This window comes from Drancourtella sp. An12 (genome assembly GCF_002160935.1).
In the GTDB taxonomy this organism is placed as follows: domain Bacteria; phylum Bacillota; class Clostridia; order Lachnospirales; family Lachnospiraceae; genus Sellimonas; species Sellimonas catena.
This window is the reverse complement of sequence record NZ_NFLO01000025.1, coordinates 1-17205: the sequence shown is the minus strand read 5'-3', so window position 1 is coordinate 17205 and position 17205 is coordinate 1. Positions and strand designations below refer to the sequence as shown.

The window sequence follows — 17205 nt, the reverse complement described above, 5'->3', positions numbered from 1 at the left end:
TCTTTACTGTCATTATAAAAGAAAGAACCGGTATGAACTACTGGCTTTCTGTCAAGTCTAAGTAAAATCCTGATAAAAAGGAAATGGCAATGTTTATCTGCATGCCTGCTTTAACCCAAATTTAACCCAAATCTGAGCAAAGTTAAAATACAGGAAAGCTATAATTTCCATAAAGGGGAAGAACAGCTTTCCTTTTGTGTTTTATGAAAAGTCTATATGGTAAAGGAGACCTGCATATGGTAAAAATCTATGTCATCGACACCAACATTCTCATTCAGAATCCACAGGCACTGCTCAGTTTTGAGGATAATCAGGTGATTCTGCCTGTTGTTGTACTGGAAGAGCTGGATAATCTAAAGAAGGCAGATGGCGAGAAGGGAAGAAATGCAAGGGCGGCAATCCGGATTCTGGAAGAACTCCGGAAAAAAGGAGATCTGCTGGAAGGAATTGAACTGGCATCAGGAGGTATACTCCGGGTGGAGAAAAATTTTGTAAACGTGCAGCTTCCGGAGGATCTGCCGGAAGAGAAGATGGATAACCGGATTTTGAAAGTCTGCAAGGGATTGGCGGAGTCCTGTGAGGAACAGGTGGTTCTTGTGACAAAAGACATTTTGCTCAGAATTAAGGCACAGATCATCGGAATCCGGGCGGAAGATTATACGACAGAGCAGGTTGTAGAGTATGAAGGGCAGTACAGGGGAAGGATAGAAGTGTATGTGCCGGAAGAAAAGTTCAAAGAGTTTAAGAAAAAGGGTGTTCCGGTGGAGGATGTCTACCTTTCGGACGAACAGGGAAACCGGATCGTGCCAAAGCTGGAAGAAAATGAATTTGTGATTTTAAAGGCGGATCAGTCTGCAAAGAAAACCCAGCTCGGTCGGGTGGAAAAGGGAGTGATTAAAAAGCTGGAATACCGGAAAACCCAGCCTTACGGTGTTTCTCCAAGAAATGCAGGACAATATTTCGTACAGGAAGCACTGATGCAGCCGGCTGAAAAGGCACCGCTTGTTATTATCAAAGGCAGGGCAGGGACCAGTAAGACTTTCTATACGCTGGCGGTCGGCCTGGAAAAAATCCTGAATCATCCAACGGGAGAATACCGGAGAATTCTGATTTCCAGGCCAAACGCACAGTTTGACTCGGACATCGGTTTTCTCCCGGGAGACGAACAGGAGAAGATTTCTCCGCTGATGCGTCCTGTCATTGACAATCTGGAACAGCTGATCGATTCCAACGAGGAAGAACGCTATAAGGACGAACGGGAATTACAGGGGAAGATCGATGAAATCTTCGACCGCGGGCTGATTCAGACGGAAGCGTTAAATTATATTCGCGGGCGTTCCATTATGAAGACTTATCTGATTATCGATGAAGCACAGAACATGACGCCGAATCAGGTAAAAGGAATCATTACAAGAGCAGGAAAAGGCACCAAAATCATTCTGCTGGGTGATACGAACCAGATTGACCGCCCGATGCTGGATGAGCGGACGAATGGTCTCAGTTATGCTTCCGAATATATGAAAGGAAGCCCGCTCTGCTGGCAGGTGACTTTCGCACCGGAGGAATGTGAACGCTCCGCCCTTGCCATGGACGCAATTACAAGATTATAAGAAGAGGAGATACGACAGAATATATGGCAGAAAAGAAACAAGACATCATTACTTACAGAAAGGTAAAGGAAAATGAAGAGATTAATCTTTTGATAGAGAAAGGAAATGAGGTGCTGGACGTTCTCGGTTTTACCGAACATTCCAGAAAACATGCCGCCAAGGTAGCAGAGACTGCCGGGAAGATTCTTAAAGATCTTGGATACGGGGCAAAAGAAATCCGGCTCAGCAAAATTGCCGGGTACATGCATGATATTGGAAACAGCATCAACCGGCATGACCACGCCCATACCGGAGCACTTCTGGCTTATGGAATTTTAAAGGAAATGGGAATGCCTCTTCGGGATGTGATGACTGTGACAACCGCCATTGGAAACCATGACGAATCTACGGGGACTGCCGTGGACATCGTCTCTGCGGCGCTGATTCTGGCGGATAAAACCGATGTGCGAAGAAACCGGGTGCAGAATCCGACCATTGCCAATTTTGATATCCACGACCGGGTTAACTATGCGGTGCTGGCCTCCAGTCTGGAAGTCAAAAAAGAGAAGAGAGTGATTCAGATGAATCTGGAGCTGGATGACGAGATGTGTACGGTGATGGATTATTTTGAAATTTTTCTGGAACGGATGATCATGTGCCGGAGAGCCGCCGAGGTTCTGGGATGCAAGTTCAAGCTTGTGGCAAATGGCAATAAGATTTGTTAGATATAGAAAGAAAAAGGGGGAGAGACGAAATGCTCTCCCTGTTATACGTTAGAAGGTTACTGTAGAATCGCAGCAGCGGAAGTCGGTATCGATATAATGCGCGATAATCCGCACTTTCAGATGCCGTTCACAGCACAGCGACTGGCACGGACAGCCGGATACATTCAGGTCTTCCGGAAGAACAAACTTGATGCATTTTACTTCTACATCCTGACAGTTCTTCTGATTATGGGCCGGTACGGTGATGGCCTTCATGCCGCGCTGATATTCGCTTCCGTAGTTATCGGTTTCGGTCAGAATAATTCCGAGAGCAACCCGTTTGTGAGGGCAGACATTTTTCAGTTTGACATTGAGCTGTACGATCCGGCCGGAAGATTCCAGATACGCATCTCCCAGATCAACGACCAGAGAGTCCTGGCATTTTCCGATTGTAAAATCGACCGGGACCGGACAAGGCTCCGGGTCTACCGAAACGCCGCATTCAACCTGAACGGAAGGTTCAGGGAAGGATACGGTATTACCTTCCGTATCCGAGTAGAAAATGGACTGGTTGACAGGAAGATTTCCGGAAGTCTGGCCGGTGTGCTGCACATAGAATTCCAAAGACGCACCCTCGTTTCCAGAGACTCCGAGTGATGGAATTTTCCATTGCAGAGACTGAGAGTCAATGGCAGCAGCAGTACCGGAAGATGGCATGCCAATGCTTACAATAGTGAAATCCGGATTGAGAGTTTCATTAATGACAATATTTGTTGCTCCCGGTTTGGAAATGTTGGCCGCCAGATCCGCAAACAAGTCCTCCAGTTCAGAATCATCCGGGGTGACAGCAACATGAGATGCATCCGGATCTGTTGCCCAGTCATTGAGTACATCCACATCAATTCCTGTGTCTCCAATCAGACCGATACAGTAAATAATGATCCCCGAATCACGGATCGTCTCCGCGACCGGTGCAGGAGGAATTCCGGAAGTCGTTTTCCCGTCTGTAAACATGACAATGACCTTTTCGTTGGAAGAAGAAGGGTCAAAAAGGGATGCAGCAGTGGAAAATGCGTCTGCATGGTTGGTGGATCCACCTGCAGAAAGCGCAGCTACCGCCGCCTTTAAGTCAGTAACCGAAGTAATCAGCTGTGTGTCTGCTGATGCGTTGCTGGAAAAGCTGACGATACCGATATGGCTTCCCGAGCCGATCTGTCCATCCTGAGTACTGTCGGTAGTTTCATTGATAATGTCAATAAAGGTGTCCGCCCCAAGCTTCAGATTTTCGAGCGGGCTTCCGGCCATACTGCCGGAGCGGTCGAGAACAAGAACAATATCCACCGGATTTTCCAAAATATCCGGAGCTGCCGAAAGACCAAGTGTTACCTGGAAGGTTCCGCCGCAGGTGATCTGTGAGACATTGACCTCTTTGTTAGAGTTTGTAATGCCCATGAAAGTGCCTCCTGTTTTTTATTTTAGAGGAAATAAATCCTTCACTATCAGGGTATGAAAAGGGAGAGAAATGGTTCCTTTTGTCGAATAGGAAACCAGTTCTCTCCCGGAGAAAGAAAGGGCTGCAAAAACAGTATATCAGTATAAAAGAAGATTACCTTTTTTCTTGGCCTGCTTCATAAAACAGTCAAAGACTACATATCCCGCCACAAACCAGAGAAGGCTGACGGCGCATAGCAAAAGGAACGTCATTCCCAGATCTTTGTGAACAAAGCTGTTCCGGATCACGGTATTACACATCGTAAGCGGAAGCACGCTGGAAACTTCTGTGATGACGGGTGACGTCGGAATGGTATCCGTAACAAAAAGAAGAAATAACTGTACCAGAAGCACAATAGCGCCGATCCGTTTGTAATACAGAGAAAGCCCTGCGATCATCAGCCCGATTCCGTACATGCCGAGGATGGAAATTAAGAATGCGGCTACGATCGGAAGTGTTACTGTATACCGTACCCCGAAAAAGAAATATGTTACAACAGAATAAATGATCACAACAATAGTCTGGACGAGCACCGAGGAAAGCAGGTCTCCCAGATAGAGAATCTGAAGCGGAAGACGGGAGTGAAGCTTGAAAAAGAGGGTGCCGCGCTGAAGCTCTGCCAGAAGCTGGGAAGCAATAGTGGAAATTGCTGTGACAGAAAAGGTCCATGCCACGTAGCCCAGAAGAAGCAGTGCCTGATAATTTTCTACGCCATACAGTTCTTGAAAGGACTGCCCTGTATTAGACCAAAAGAAAAAACAGAGAAGTAATGTATAAATCACCAGGTCAGAAACCAGTCCCATCTTATAGCGGAACGTCCTTAACACATCCATTTTACATTCATACCAGATTATTCTCATAACGATTCCCCCTGCAAATATAATGCTTCATAAATTTCCAGAAATTCCTTTGTATCAAGATGTTCTTTTTCGACTGCGATCTGCCCGTCTTTCAGAAACAGAAACCGTTCGGCGGCCGACGTAATAAAGTCCGAATCGTGGGACGTGATCAAAATGGTCTTCGTATTTCGAATGGAAGAAACAGCGTGAAGCAGTGCCCGTTTGTGATCCAGATCCAGTCCTTCGGTCGGTTCGTCTAAAATCAGATACCGGGAATTCGTCACCAGAGCCGCAAGCAGAATCATCAGCTGTTTCTGACCGGTAGAGAGCTCCTCAAACAGTTTGTTTTTTACGGAGTCATACAGCGGGAAAGAAGGCAGGTACCGGTCCAGGTTCTGCCGGATATCCGAGTTGGAAAGGCCCCGCAGCACCGCAAGGAATTCGATGTTTTCTTTCACTGTATTTTTCGCATACAGCTGATGGGAACCCGACAGAACGGTAAAAATTTCTCTTTGAAAATCAGGAGTTTCGGAGGTGACTTCGCCAGAATCCGGTACCAGAGATCCGCACAGAATATTCAAAAGCGTTGTTTTTCCGATTCCATTTGGTCCGATCAGCGCCGTGGCTGTCTGATCCGGGATTTCAAAGCTGATGTGATCCAGAACACGATTACCATGAAAAGATTTACTAACTTGTTTTACAGATATCATACCTTTGCCCTCACATAAATTGTATTTCCCTTATTATATCAACAAATAAAATATGTGTCAATTTAATGGGGGGGGGTAAAATTTTGGAATATTTTATATAAAAGAAAATAATCAGAATAAATATTAAGGGAAGATTAAAGAATATTCTAGATGAAAATATTGACAAATAATGTTGATGATTAAATATTATCACAAAAAAATGAATTTAAATCTATAATGATAGACAAGTATTTTTGACAATGATATAATTTAGACAATAATAGCCGGATAATTGAACAGGAGGAGGGGAAAAAGTATGAGAAAGCAAAGCATGATTCAGAAGGGAATGTCAGTGTTATGTGTATGCGCTCTGGCAGCAGGACTTTGCAGCTGTGGAACGGAAGAGAAAAGTGAAGAAGAGAAAATCCTGCGGGTTGTGACGGATGGAACCTTGCACGATCAGGCAGAGGCTGCGGCAACTTTTACAGAAGGAACGAATAGCGAGGTAGAGGTGGAAATTCAGCAACTTCCAGAAAAGAAAGAGGAGCGGGAGAATGAGATTCAGAAACTGAGGACAGAGATTATGGCGGGAAAGGGACCGGATGTGTATTTGCTGGATGGAAACCAGGAAAATGGAGAAGAGTTTCTTCCACTGTTGGAAAATCCATATCAGACGATGCAGAGCGGGGCCTTGGCATCTTTGGATGAGTTCATGGAGAAGGATTCTTATTGGGAGGACAATACCTATCATGAAGCAATTTTGAAAGAGGGACAGTATGATGGGCGGCAGTACATCATTCCGATGTCTGTGATGTATTATGTACTGCCAAGAACAGAGGATATGGAAGAAATGACCGGAGATACCTTGGGAGAATGGGTAGAGCAGGTAGCAAATTCGGAGGATGTAAGGTTAAAAAAATATTTTATCACATTAATGAGTCAGGGAGCACGGTGGATACAGCCTGCAGCAGATTATGAATCCGGAGAAGTCCTTTTCGATCAGAAAAAATGGTGCGAATTTGCTGACAAGTTCATTCGGTTTGGGAAAGCAGCCCAAGAAGAGCTTGCTTTGGTGGAAGAACACTATTTTTTTGAAAATGGGAGAGCTGCTGATAAGAATGAGAAAGTAGACTTGCAGATTGTTCCGGATATTGATGGCAGGAAGATGGCATCGATTATGTCTTACGCAGCAGTAGGAATGTCCAGTGATCTGAAGCAGGAAGCGTACGATTATCTGATGCTGTTTTTGAATGATCAAACAAAACAATATAATAAAGAACATCCGGATATAAGGCTTCCAGAGTTTTATGGATATCTAAGCCATATAGGAAATGTTCCGGTACAGGAAAGTGCTTTTGAAGTCTGGATGGGATATCCTGATGATGAAGTGCTTCAGGAAACCATAAATACTTTCCGTGAACTAGACGGTGCATATTTCCTGACCAGTGCAGAAAGAACCCTTTTTACAGAAGCAAGCGACATTTGCTCTGAAGCCATCTATTCGGACTACGACTGGACTCAGGCTCTTCCAAAGGCTGCTGACAGCGCATGGAATACTTATAAGATGATGGTGTCGGAATAAAGTTGAAAGCGCAGAGAGGAGGGGAAAGGATTATGAGAAAACAAAATATGATTCGGAAAGGAATGTCAGTGTTATGTGTATGCGCTCTGGCAGCAGGACTTTGCAGCTGCGGGACTGAAGAGAAAAGTGAAGAAGAGAAAATCCTGCGGGTCGTGACGGATGGAACACTGTATACAGATGTAGAATTCGCTGCTAGATTTTTGGAAGGTGTGGATGGCGAAATAGAGGTGAGAATCCAAAGGCTCCCGGATGACAAGGAGAAACGGGAGATAGAAATTCAGAAACTGAGGACAAAGATTATGGCAGGGAAAGGACCGGATGTCTATTTACTGGAGAGCGTTCGGGAAAATGCAGCAGAAGCTGTTATGCCACTGTTAGAAAACCCATATCAAACAATGCAGAGTGGGGCATTAGCGTCTTTGGATGAATTCATGGAGAAGGATTCTTATTGGGAGGACAATACCTATCATGAAGCAATTTTGAAAGCAGGACAGTATGATGGACGCCAGTATATCATTCCGATGTCTGTGCTGTATTATGTACTGCCAAGACCGGATGATATGGAAAAAATGAAAGGAGACACATTGCAGGAATGGATGCAGCAGGCTGTTTCCTCTGACGATTTTCGCTTGAAACAGGCTTTTTATGGATTGACATTGCAAACAGCGAGGTGGATACAGCCAGCAGCAGATTATGAAAAAGCAGAAGTAAAATTTGATAAAGAAAGATGGAAAGAACTGGCTCGGGACTGCATTCAGTTTGATATTGACGTGCAGGATGAAGTCATAAACTCAGACATAGACAGCCGATTCGTATTTAAAGATTCAATGGAAGTGTTGTACTATAACGAGCAATCCCCATTAGGGCTACAAGTGGTTCCTGATATCGAAGGAAGGAAAATGGCATCGATCATGTCTTATGGAGCTGTCGGAATGTCCAGTGATCTGAAACAGGAGGCTTACGATTTCCTGATGCTGTTTTTAAATGACAGGACTCAAAAGTATCAAAAAGAACATTCGGAAGATTCCATGAAATTACCAGCTTTTTATGGGTATCTTGATAAGAGTTTTACCCCGGTACAGGAGAACGCATTTGAAGTATGGATGAATTATCCATCTGAGGAAGTTCTACAAGAAATGCAGCAATCTTTCCGTGAACTTGACGGAGCCTATTTTCTGACCGGAGCAGAAAGGGAACTGTTTGAAGGATTGGATCAGATAGCCGGGAATTGTTCACGCCCGGGTTATGACTGGAGTGCAGAAATTGACAAGCTTGTCGACAGCGTATGGAACACTTATAAGATGATGGTGTCAGAATAAAGCCGGAAGCGCAGAGAGGCGGGGAAGGATTATGAAAAAACAAGATGTGATCCGGAAAGGAATAGCAGTTTTATGTATATGTACCCTGACGGCAGGACTTTGGGGCTGCGGAACGGAAGAAAAAAGCGAAGAAGAGAAAATCCTGCGGGTCGTGGCAGATGGAAGATTGTATAAGAAAGCAGAGGCTGCAGCAGGTTTTACAGAAGGAACGAATAGCGAGATAGAGGTGAGAATCCAAAGACTTCCGGATGAAAAAGAAACACGGGAAAACGAGATTCAAAAACTACGGACGGAGATTATGGCAGGAAAGGGACCGGATGTCTACCTACTCGAAAAAAAAGAAGAAAATGTGATAGAGGAAGCGATTCCACTATTGGAAAACCCATATAAAACCATGCAGAGCGGTGCATTAGCACCATTGGATGAGTTCATGGAGAAGGATTCTTATTGGGAGGATAGTACTTATAATGAAGTGATTTTAAAAGCCGGACAGTATGATGAAACCCAGTATATCCTTCCGATGTCTGTGAGGTATGATGTACTGCCAAGGACAACTGATATGGAAGAAATGACTGGAGATACTCTGGGAGAATGGCTGGAACAGGCAAAAAATTCTGGGGATATCAGGATAAAGCAGGCAATGAATATGGCGTTGAGATGTGCACGGTGGATTCAACCGGCAGTAGATTATGAATCCGGAGAAATCTTTTTTGACCAAAAGAAGTGGAGCGAGTTTGCCGATGAAATCTTTCAATTTAAGACAGATGAACAGGAGAGCCTTTTGCAAGGACAGCATTATCAAGTAGATATGCCGGGACCAAATCTTTGGCAGGAGGGAATAGACTGGCAGGTTGTTCCGGATCTAGATGGAAACAAGATGGCTTCCATTATGACATATGGAGCAGTAGGTATGTCTAGTGATTGCAAGAAAGAAGCCTATGAATTCTTGATGTTGTTTTTAAATGATCGGACAAAGGATTATGAGAACGAAAACCCGGACGCCCCTTTACCACGCTTGTATGGCTATATAGATCGAGGAGATATTCCGGTACAGGAAAAGGTTTTTGAAGAATGGATGGGAAACCTGCCTGATGAAGCGGCGCAGGAAATGGAAGAGACTTTCCATGAGTTGGATGGTGCTTATTTTCTGACAAAAGCAGAAAGGGAATTGTATGAAGGAATAAATGAAATATTTATGAAAAATCGCTCTGAAGGCTATGACTGGAGTGCAGATATTCCTAAGGTTGCTGAGCGCGCATGGAATACCTATAAAATGATGGTGTCAGAGTAAGAGAACAGGAGCTGAAAGAAGAGAGAGGGGGAGGGATGATGAGAAAGCGAAACATGGTTCGGAAGGGAATGTCAGTGTTATGTGTGTGCGCTCTGGCAGCAGGACTTTGCAGCTGCGGAATAGACGAGAAAAGCGAAGAAAAGAAAATCCTGCGGGTTGTGACGGAAGATATTTTTTAGGATGCGGTAAACTCTGCGGCAGAGTTCACTGAAGGTACGAACAGCGAAATACAGGTGGAAATTCAAACACTTTCGAGAAACAAAGAGGAACGGGAGCCCCAGATTCAGAAACTTAAGACAGAGATTATGGCGGGAAAGGGACCGGATCTTTTTTTACTGGAATGTATTCCGGAGAATGCGGAAATAGAAGGTGGATTTCTGATAGATAACCCGTACAAAACGATGCAGAGCGGAGCATTAGCGTCTCTGGATACATTCATGGAAAAAGATTCCTACTGGGAGGACGGCAATTATAATAAAACATTTCTGAAAGCAGGACAGTATGACGGACGTCAGTATATTATTCCAATGTCAGTATGTTACTATGTACTGCCAAGATCAGAGGACATGGAAGAGATGACGGGAGATACTTTGGAGGAATGGCTGGAACAGATCCGTGCTTCTGATGACATCCGTTTGAAACAGGCACTTTGTACATTCGGCTCCACCCATAGTGCGCGGTGGATGCAGCCGGCGGCGGATTATGAGAGGAAAGAAGTACTGCTTGATAAAGATAAGTGGGTTGAATTTTCAGAGAAGTATTTCCAATTTAGGAAAGAAGCATATGAAGAAATAAGCGGAAAAGAAAATGAACTATACTTTAGACCGTTGAACAAAACCCTGCTCACACTTTATGAATCTCAAATAGATCTGCAGGTTGTTCCTGATATCGAAGGAAGGAAAATGGCATCGATCATGTCTTATGGAGCAGTATCTATGTCCAGCGATCGAAAGAAAGAAGCTTATGATTTTCTCATGTTGTTCTTAAATGACCGGACGGAACAGTACAGAAAAAAACATGCAGATGATTCCAGCATGGGATTGCCGAGTTTATATGGATATCTGGACGGTAATTATATGCCGGTTCAGAAGACCGCTTTTGAGCAATGGGGAGAATTCCCGTCGGAAGAAATGATTCAGGAAATGCAGGAGAGCTTTCGTGAGATCGACGGTGCTTATTTCCTGACAGAAGGAGAAAGAGCACTGAATTTCGATGTTATGTCGGGGAATTCCAGGGTTACGAATCTAAATTGTGATATAGAAACGGAGTTTTCCAAGATTGCCGACACCGCTATTGATACTTACAAAATGCTGGTGGAGGAGTAAGTGAACAGGAGCTGAAAGAAGAGAGGAGGGAGAAGTGATGAGAAAGAGAAACAGCGGTCTTCTGCTTGCGCTTCCGGCGCTGGCAGGCTTCCTTGTATTTTATTTCATCCCGTTTCTGATTACGGGATGGTATGCGGTTTCTTTCGGGATCGGAAAAAGGGAATTTGTCGGAATGGCCAATTTTCAGGATTTGTTTGAAAATGAGATGTTTCTGCTGGCGGTAAAAAATACACTTCGTTATATGATTGTGACTGTTCCGGTGACACTTTTTGGGGCCATAGTGCTTTCGATACTGCTTCAGAATACGGTAAGAGGAGTGCGGTTTTTCCAGCTTTCCTTCCTTTACCCGATGATTCTGCCGATTGCATCGGTGGTACTTGGGGTACAGTTTCTCTGGGGCGAGTCCGGCATCTGGAATAAGGTGATGGAACTGCTTGGAGGAGAGGCAAAAGACTGGCTGAACTCTTCGGCGGCGTTTTGGGTGCTCTGCATTTTGTACTGCTGGCGGTTTACCGGCTACTATGTGCTCATTTATTTTGCAAGACTTCAGATGATTCCAAAAGAGTATTATGAGTATGCAATGTTGTTTGGAGCCGGAAAGTTTCAGTCCTTCCGGCACATCACCTGGCCGATGCTGATCCCGACCTTTTTGTTTACAATTGTTCTTTCCGTGATGAACGCGTTCAAGTGCTACAGGGAAGCATTCCTCCTTGGAGGCAATTATCCGGATGACAGTATTTATTTGTTACAGCATTTTATGAATAACAATTTTCAGAACCTGAATTACCAGAAGATCTCCACGGCTGCAGTCAGTATTGTCGCGGCGCTGCTTCTGGCTGCCGGAGTTGTGTATGTGCTGTATCTGATTATGAGGAGGGGGAAGAAGTATGGCTAAAAAGAAACAAAAACGGATTCTTTTTCTGGGAATTCTCTCTCTGGTCTTTCTCTATCCGGTGATCTATATGCTGGTCTGCTCGGTCTGGGAAGGAAGAAATGCGGGAATTTCCCTGATGGGATATTATGAGGTACTGCTGGAAAGTCCGGGATATCTGATCAAATTCTGGAGAAGTCTTGGCATGTGCCTTTTGATTGCGGGAGGACAGACGGTGCTTGCGTGCATGGCAGGTACGGCGTTTGCAAAATACCGGTTTATCGGGAAGAAGTTCTGGCTGTTTGTCATGGCGCTTTTTATGATTCTTCCGGTACAGGTGACCCTGCTTCCAAATTATATTCTGATGGAGAAACTGGGCTTTTTGAACAGCTGGAAGTCTCTGATTATTCCGGGAATCTTTTCGCCGTTCGGAACAGTCTGGCTGACATTTATCTTTCAATCGATTCCGGATGAATGGCTGGAGGCGGCGAGGCTGGACCGTGCAAATCAGCTTCAGATTGTTCGCTATATTGTAGTGCCGGCCTCAAAGCCTGCTGTGGTGACCTTGTTTGTGCTCACCTTTGTGGAGAGCTGGAACATGGTGGAACAGCCGATCATTTTCCTGGAAGGAGAACTGGATTATCCGCTTTCGGTATTTCTCGCAAGCGTGATGGAAAACAGCATGGCAGTACAGTCGGTATGCGGACTGCTGTGTCTGATCCCGGTTACATTCTTCTTCCTGTATTATCATAAAGAGTTGACAGATGGTTTAAGAGATATTCTATGGAGTTGATGAGTATGAGGAAAAAGAAAATTTGGATTGCCGGATGTACGGTGTTTCTTCTGCTTCTGATCTGCACAGTACTGTCTCTTAGGGTGGAGAAGATGATGCGGATCGAAGTGGAAACAGTCAGTCCGATCCAATGTACCGAGGAAGAACTGATAGACATGTTTACCCTTCCGGTGTCCTGTTTTAAAGAAGATGAGTTCGGGACAGCTCTTTACTATGTGGAAGAGCGGGAAGGGCTGTTTGGAAAGGAACTGTATGTTGTAAAGGACGAGAATGCTGCTGTAATGTGGGAAGAGGGAAATAAGGCGTATATCCTTTCTCAGTCGGCGAGGAATGATCAGGGAAAACTGAGAAAAATTGTGGATTATTCCGCGTGGCCGCTGGAAGACGGTGACGTAGTGGTGATTGCGGGGGAAGAATGATGGAAAAGGAGAGAAAAAAGAGTAGTAGAGGAATTGTTCTGTTTCTTACAGCATTGATTCTGCTTGCCGGACTGTCGGCCTTTCATATGCTGATTGGACGGGGAATGGAAAAGCGGATCAAAAAGATTCCGGAAGGAATCCTGCTGAAACTTGTGGAGCCTTTAGAGGCCGGGGAGATTATGAAGGCAGAAACTGCCGGATACGAGGTAAAAAACATAGAGAAGGGTTCGGGAGAGGTTTCGATTTATACTGTCAGAAAGACGAATGAGAAGCCGCTTCATGTCAATCAGGTGTCTGACTTTACATGGAATGTTTTTGGCAGACAGATCGAAGGAGAGAGTCTGAATCTGTCCTCACACAGAACAATGGCTTCGCAGGCAGTGTATCTGTCATGGCTGATTGCATTGCTTCCGATGAGCGTGATCCTTCTGATTGTCGGTATCCGAAAACTCGGGGCATTGCAGGAGAAGCAGTGGAGACAGGGAGTCGAAGGCGTACTGATGATTGGAGCATGGCTTGTGGTGATCTATTTTCTGACAGGAAAACTTGAGATACCGAGAGAATTTCTGCCGCCGGAGCAGATCCTGGATATCCGGTTTTATGTGGATGGAATCCGGGGATTCTTTGCGGATGATAGATGGACCGATCTGGAACTGTACCAGACGCTCCGGGCATGTTATAATCAGGAGGTGGAAATTTATGGAGCCTGGGTTATATGCGGATGGATCGGTACACTGATTTTCTGGATAGCCGCAGGTGTGGAAAGCCGTAATCAAAAGAAAAGAGAAAGAAGACGGCAATACGGATAGACAAAGGAGAAACGATCGGCATGCACAACGAAGAGCAGTCAGTTCAGTCAGAAGAATATAGAAAAAGTCTGATATCATTACATATTGCAGTCATGCTGTTTGGGCTGTCTGCTGTCCTTGGACAGTTTGTGACAGCTCCGGCAGTGATTGTAGCAGGAGGGCGGGTCATCTGTTCCTCCCTTTTGCTTTTCCTGCTTTCTATAGCAGGCCGAGCCTCCCTGAAACTCAAATCGAGGAAAGACTATGGCATCGCGGTGTTTGCAGGGATCATTCTGGCAGTCCACTGGACGACCTTTTTCCAGGCGATTCAAAGTTCCTCTGTGGCGATCGGGACCATTACCTTTTCTACGTTCCCGCTGTTTTTGACATTTCTGGAACCACTTTTGTTCCGGGAAAAATTGAAAGTGGCAAGTGTGTTGAGCGCGGCGGTCCTGCTTCTTGGCGTCTTTATTACGATACCGGAATTTTCACTGGAGAATCAGATTACCATCGGGATCCTTTGGGGAATGGTGTCCAGTCTGTCGTATGCGGTTCTGTCTCTGGCAAACCGGTATCTATCCCGCAGTTATGCGGCAAGAACAGTCTGCCTGTACGAACAGGGAACGGCAGCGGTTGTCCTGCTTCCGGCAATATTTTTTGTCAAAACAAGCTGGACAACACAGAATATTCTCGGTATTGCTGCAATCGGTTTTATCTGTACCGCATTCGCCCATTCCCTGTATGTGGCTGCACAGAGGAAGGTAAAAGCCCAGACGGCTGGTATTATCTCCGGTATGGAAACAGTTTACGGAATCGTGTATGCACTTCTCTTTCTCGGAGAAGTGCCGGGGATCCGGGAACTGATCGGAGGCGCGGTGATTCTTGGAGTGGCGCTGGTAATTTCCTTGAGAAAAGAATAGCATCTTCTTTGGGGTGACGGAAGAAAGTGGTGTGTTAAGATGGAATATAGAAAAAAGAAGTACATTTTGAGAGTAGAAGATCAAAATGTACTTCTTTTGTGCTATTTGGAAAGAGATGGGAAAATTTTATCTAGAAATTTGAGGGTAAAGCAGTTCATAGACAGCATTGAGAAAACGACCTCCATCCCGGCACTCTGCAAAAGTTGTGACGACTGCCTGTTCGTCTGGAAATATAATTGACAACTGCGAATATTTCCCATCTGCTCGAAAGGAATGGTGCTTTCCACACCAAAAACAATAACCGTACGGAGCATCATAGTGTTGGCGGCTGCATTCATTGATCCAGTCGGAATCCAGTAGTTGCTTTCCATTCCATTTGCCTTGCTGGAGACAAAATAAACCAAAGCGATGAAGCTCGGATAAGGTTAACATCAGCCCTGCAGAGCCAAAAGTATTTCCGAGGGGATCAGTTTCCCAGGTGGGATTCTTGATGCCAAGGTAGGTAAAAAGACGAGGAGTCAAATACTCAACGAGATTACATTTTGCGCGTCTTTGTACCAGAACACCCGCCAGATACGGACCAACATTATTATAAACAAATTTGGAACCAGGGCTGTAAAGAAACGGAAAACGGAGAGACAATCTGACCCAGTTATCAGATTCTAAAAGAGGGCGCTCTGCATCCCGGAGATAACTCCTTTCCTGTCCTAAATGCATAGTTAGCAGATCTTTCACAGTTGCACAGGATAAATTCTCACTGATTGTAGACGGCAGGTCTTCTGCAAAAGCATCTGTTAGCTTTTCGTCTAAGGATAACAAATTTTCCTGAAGCGCCAAGCCTACAGCGCAGACAGTGAAACTCTTGGCTGCAGAATAGACGTTTCTACGATGTTCTTCTTCAAGATACCATTCGCCAACAAGCGTTTTCCCAATATTTATTTTCACACCCAAAAGCCCAAGAGGCCGTGTGGCATTAATAAAAGAATCCAATTGAATTAAAGAGTGCTTCATATGCAACCTCCTTTTGATGAAATATCGTATAGAAAAAGGGATTAATAAATTTCTGTCATTATAGATGGAAATATCTAAAAAGTCAATTTATAAAATTAAAATTTAAAAATTAATAGCAATTTTATTATGCTGGTGATATAATCGAAACAATATATTTCTAAAATGGAAATGGGATGAAGGGTATGAGAAAAGGAAGCATGATTGACGCTTCGGAAAGCGTAAGAAGGAAGAAAGTCAGAAGAACTTTTCTGTTATTGAATTGTCTGTTTGAGTTTTATGCGGGAATTACAGGGGCGACATTTGTTCTGTTTCTGTACAGCAAGGGACTGAATACGATGGAAGCAAATCTTGTTGTTGCCATGTCGCTGATTGTTTCGTTTTTCATGGAGATCCCGACTGGCGCGCTGGCGGATTCAATTGGATATGTCGGAACGACTGTACTCAGCGGAATTCTGATGGCTGTGACCAATGTGTTGTTTTTCTTCTGTGATACAATGCCGGTATTTCTGGCAGCACAGATTTCCCTTGGTATTTCCTGTGCTTTTGAGTCCGGGACGCTGGATGCATGGGTTATCGACAATACGTCGACAGAAGAAAGCAGAACGGTCTTTATTTTGAAAAACAAAGGGATTTCTGTCATGATGATCCTGTCCGGCCTGCTGGGAGGTCTGGTTGCGGATTTTTATCTTGAAGGAATATTCCTGCTTGCGTTTGTGGCAGCGGTGATTTACATAGGAATCAGTCTCGTAGTGATGCCAAAGGTGGAGACGGTCAGAAAGACGAGAACACAAAGGCGGATTTCAGAAGCAGCGTCTGGTGTAAAAAAAGTCATAAAAGAGAGCGTGCAGTATTGTATGAAAGACAAAAATGTCTGGAATGTGATTTTGTTTAACAGTATTCTGACCTTTGCGTTTTCACCGGTATTTGTATTCTGGTCGCCGGTGCTGCACAGTTTTGAACGCGTTAATTATACAGTGATCGGGCTGGCGTGGGTACTGATGCGGGCCGCGATGCTGGCGGGAAATGCGGTACTGGAACGAAGAAAAGAACGGTCGTTTTCGGCACTTGCAGTGATTAGTGCAGTATGCGGAATCAGTGTGTTTGCACTGGCATATCTGCATACATTCTGGAGCCTGCTGTTTGGAATCCTTCTGTTTGAGTTTTTCCTGGGGATCATATATCCGCTCAAGGAGACCGTATTAAATGCAGGAATCAGCCATGAAAACAGGGCCACAGTCCTGTCCTTTCACTCAATGATTGTGAGTATTTTTAATTATGTTTCCATGCTGGTCATGGGAAAGATTGCGGAGATCTGGTCGATCGAAACGACATGGAAGATGAGCGGCCTGCTTTTGGTGATTGCAGGGATAGTTACCGTTATAAAGAAAAGAGAGAAACTCCTTTCCTGAAATCAGATTTCGGGAAAAGAGAGTTCTCTCTTTTTTGCTTTATAGGAAATTGCGTTTCTGGAGCAGCCCAAAAAGAACGCATGTTCATCGAACGTATGTTAGATAAACATGCGTTTGGGTATGATGATAAGGCGTTGGCAAGGTCAGAAGATATAGAAACCTTC

18 protein-coding genes are annotated in these 17205 nt (G+C 44.6%); 14 read left to right on the top strand and 4 right to left on the bottom strand.

Features of this window, described 5'->3' with window-relative positions:
- Positions 1–236: 236 nt before the first annotated feature.
- The gene (locus B5E64_RS15970) at positions 237–1610 is read left to right on the top strand and encodes a PhoH family protein (RefSeq protein ID WP_087169453.1); all 1374 of its coding nucleotides are present in this window, start codon (positions 237–239) and stop codon (positions 1608–1610) included.
- Positions 1611–1633: 23 nt separating this feature from the next.
- Positions 1634–2314, top strand: a complete 681-nt coding sequence (locus tag B5E64_RS15965) for an HD domain-containing protein (protein WP_087169452.1) — start codon at positions 1634–1636, stop codon at positions 2312–2314.
- Between the two features lie 48 nt (positions 2315–2362).
- Here B5E64_RS15965 and B5E64_RS15960 read toward each other — a convergent pair whose 3' ends face one another.
- From B5E64_RS15960 to B5E64_RS15950, 3 genes are all read right to left on the bottom strand, one after another.
- Entirely contained in the window at positions 2363–3745 is a 1383-nt protein-coding gene (locus B5E64_RS15960; RefSeq protein ID WP_087169451.1) for a VWA domain-containing protein, read from the bottom strand.
- Between the two features lie 138 nt (positions 3746–3883).
- Positions 3884–4645, bottom strand: coding sequence for an ABC transporter permease (locus B5E64_RS15955; RefSeq protein ID WP_087169450.1), 762 nt, complete (start codon positions 4643–4645; stop codon positions 3884–3886).
- The gene (locus B5E64_RS15950) at positions 4642–5334 is read right to left on the bottom strand and encodes an ABC transporter ATP-binding protein (protein WP_087169449.1); all 693 of its coding nucleotides are present in this window, start codon (positions 5332–5334) and stop codon (positions 4642–4644) included. The genes B5E64_RS15955 and B5E64_RS15950 overlap by 4 nt, the downstream gene beginning before the upstream one ends.
- 295 nt (positions 5335–5629) lie before the next feature.
- Here B5E64_RS15950 and B5E64_RS15945 point away from each other — a divergent pair, with 295 nt between their 5' ends.
- The 10 genes from B5E64_RS15945 (at position 5630) to B5E64_RS15905 (ending at position 14621) form a co-directional block, all read left to right on the top strand.
- Positions 5630–6895, top strand: a complete 1266-nt coding sequence (locus tag B5E64_RS15945) for an extracellular solute-binding protein (RefSeq protein WP_087169448.1) — start codon at positions 5630–5632, stop codon at positions 6893–6895.
- A 32-nt stretch (positions 6896–6927) separates the two neighbouring features.
- Complete coding sequence (locus B5E64_RS15940) at positions 6928–8214, top strand: extracellular solute-binding protein (protein WP_087169447.1); 1287 nt, start codon at positions 6928–6930, stop codon at positions 8212–8214.
- 166 nt (positions 8215–8380) lie between these two features.
- On the top strand, positions 8381–9505 hold the full coding sequence (locus B5E64_RS15935; protein ID WP_140398885.1) for a hypothetical protein: 1125 nt from the start codon (positions 8381–8383) through the stop codon (positions 9503–9505).
- A 38-nt stretch (positions 9506–9543) separates the two neighbouring features.
- Positions 9544–9684 carry a hypothetical protein gene (locus tag B5E64_RS18110; RefSeq protein WP_162610213.1) on the top strand — a complete coding sequence of 47 codons (141 nt, stop codon included), beginning with the start codon at positions 9544–9546 and terminating at the stop codon, positions 9682–9684.
- Between the two features lie 54 nt (positions 9685–9738).
- Positions 9739–10830 (top strand): hypothetical protein, encoded by a 1092-nt coding sequence (locus B5E64_RS15930; protein ID WP_087169445.1) that lies wholly within the window; start codon positions 9739–9741, stop codon positions 10828–10830.
- A 37-nt stretch (positions 10831–10867) separates the two neighbouring features.
- Positions 10868–11725 (top strand): sugar ABC transporter permease, encoded by an 858-nt coding sequence (locus B5E64_RS15925; protein WP_087169444.1) that lies wholly within the window; start codon positions 10868–10870, stop codon positions 11723–11725.
- Positions 11718–12494 carry a carbohydrate ABC transporter permease gene (locus tag B5E64_RS15920; protein WP_087169443.1) on the top strand — a complete coding sequence of 259 codons (777 nt, stop codon included), beginning with the start codon at positions 11718–11720 and terminating at the stop codon, positions 12492–12494. The genes B5E64_RS15925 and B5E64_RS15920 overlap by 8 nt, the downstream gene beginning before the upstream one ends.
- Before the next feature lie 5 nt (positions 12495–12499).
- On the top strand, positions 12500–12913 hold the full coding sequence (locus tag B5E64_RS15915) for a hypothetical protein (protein WP_140398883.1): 414 nt from the start codon (positions 12500–12502) through the stop codon (positions 12911–12913).
- Entirely contained in the window at positions 12913–13722 is an 810-nt protein-coding gene (locus tag B5E64_RS15910) for a hypothetical protein (protein ID WP_087169441.1), read from the top strand. Before B5E64_RS15915 ends, B5E64_RS15910 begins: the two co-directional genes overlap by 1 nt.
- 20 nt (positions 13723–13742) lie before the next feature.
- Positions 13743–14621 (top strand): DMT family transporter, encoded by an 879-nt coding sequence (locus B5E64_RS15905; protein ID WP_087169440.1) that lies wholly within the window; start codon positions 13743–13745, stop codon positions 14619–14621.
- A 126-nt stretch (positions 14622–14747) separates the two neighbouring features.
- Here B5E64_RS15905 and B5E64_RS15900 read toward each other — a convergent pair whose 3' ends face one another.
- Positions 14748–15632: a serine hydrolase gene (locus B5E64_RS15900; protein WP_087169439.1), complete on the bottom strand. Its 885-nt coding sequence runs from the start codon at positions 15630–15632 to the stop codon at positions 14748–14750.
- 182 nt (positions 15633–15814) lie between these two features.
- Here B5E64_RS15900 and B5E64_RS15895 point away from each other — a divergent pair, with 182 nt between their 5' ends.
- On the top strand, positions 15815–17041 hold the full coding sequence (locus B5E64_RS15895) for an MFS transporter (protein ID WP_162610212.1): 1227 nt from the start codon (positions 15815–15817) through the stop codon (positions 17039–17041).
- Positions 16963–17205: hypothetical protein (locus B5E64_RS18235; protein WP_140398882.1), on the top strand; the 243-nt coding region annotated here is incomplete at its 3' end. The genes B5E64_RS15895 and B5E64_RS18235, both read left to right, overlap by 79 nt.

What these genes read in the sequence shown, in the direction of transcription:
- B5E64_RS15970 (WP_087169453.1), top strand. Translation starts at nt 237, where the DNA reads ATGGTAAAAATCTATGTCATCGACACCAACATTCTCATTCAGAATCCA.
- B5E64_RS15965 (WP_087169452.1), top strand. Translation starts at nt 1,634, where the DNA reads ATGGCAGAAAAGAAACAAGACATCATTACTTACAGAAAGGTAAAGGAA.
- B5E64_RS15960 (WP_087169451.1), bottom strand. Translation starts at nt 3,745, where the DNA reads ATGGGCATTACAAACTCTAACAAAGAGGTCAATGTCTCACAGATCACC.
- B5E64_RS15955 (WP_087169450.1), bottom strand. Translation starts at nt 4,645, where the DNA reads ATGAGAATAATCTGGTATGAATGTAAAATGGATGTGTTAAGGACGTTC.
- B5E64_RS15950 (WP_087169449.1), bottom strand. Translation starts at nt 5,334, where the DNA reads ATGATATCTGTAAAACAAGTTAGTAAATCTTTTCATGGTAATCGTGTT.
- B5E64_RS15945 (WP_087169448.1), top strand. Translation starts at nt 5,630, where the DNA reads ATGAGAAAGCAAAGCATGATTCAGAAGGGAATGTCAGTGTTATGTGTA.
- B5E64_RS15940 (WP_087169447.1), top strand. Translation starts at nt 6,928, where the DNA reads ATGAGAAAACAAAATATGATTCGGAAAGGAATGTCAGTGTTATGTGTA.
- B5E64_RS18110 (WP_162610213.1), top strand. Translation starts at nt 9,544, where the DNA reads ATGAGAAAGCGAAACATGGTTCGGAAGGGAATGTCAGTGTTATGTGTG.
- B5E64_RS15925 (WP_087169444.1), top strand. Translation starts at nt 10,868, where the DNA reads ATGAGAAAGAGAAACAGCGGTCTTCTGCTTGCGCTTCCGGCGCTGGCA.
- B5E64_RS15920 (WP_087169443.1), top strand. Translation starts at nt 11,718, where the DNA reads ATGGCTAAAAAGAAACAAAAACGGATTCTTTTTCTGGGAATTCTCTCT.
- B5E64_RS15915 (WP_140398883.1), top strand. Translation starts at nt 12,500, where the DNA reads ATGAGGAAAAAGAAAATTTGGATTGCCGGATGTACGGTGTTTCTTCTG.
- B5E64_RS15910 (WP_087169441.1), top strand. Translation starts at nt 12,913, where the DNA reads ATGGAAAAGGAGAGAAAAAAGAGTAGTAGAGGAATTGTTCTGTTTCTT.
- B5E64_RS15905 (WP_087169440.1), top strand. Translation starts at nt 13,743, where the DNA reads ATGCACAACGAAGAGCAGTCAGTTCAGTCAGAAGAATATAGAAAAAGT.
- B5E64_RS15900 (WP_087169439.1), bottom strand. Translation starts at nt 15,632, where the DNA reads ATGAAGCACTCTTTAATTCAATTGGATTCTTTTATTAATGCCACACGG.
- B5E64_RS15895 (WP_162610212.1), top strand. Translation starts at nt 15,815, where the DNA reads ATGAGAAAAGGAAGCATGATTGACGCTTCGGAAAGCGTAAGAAGGAAG.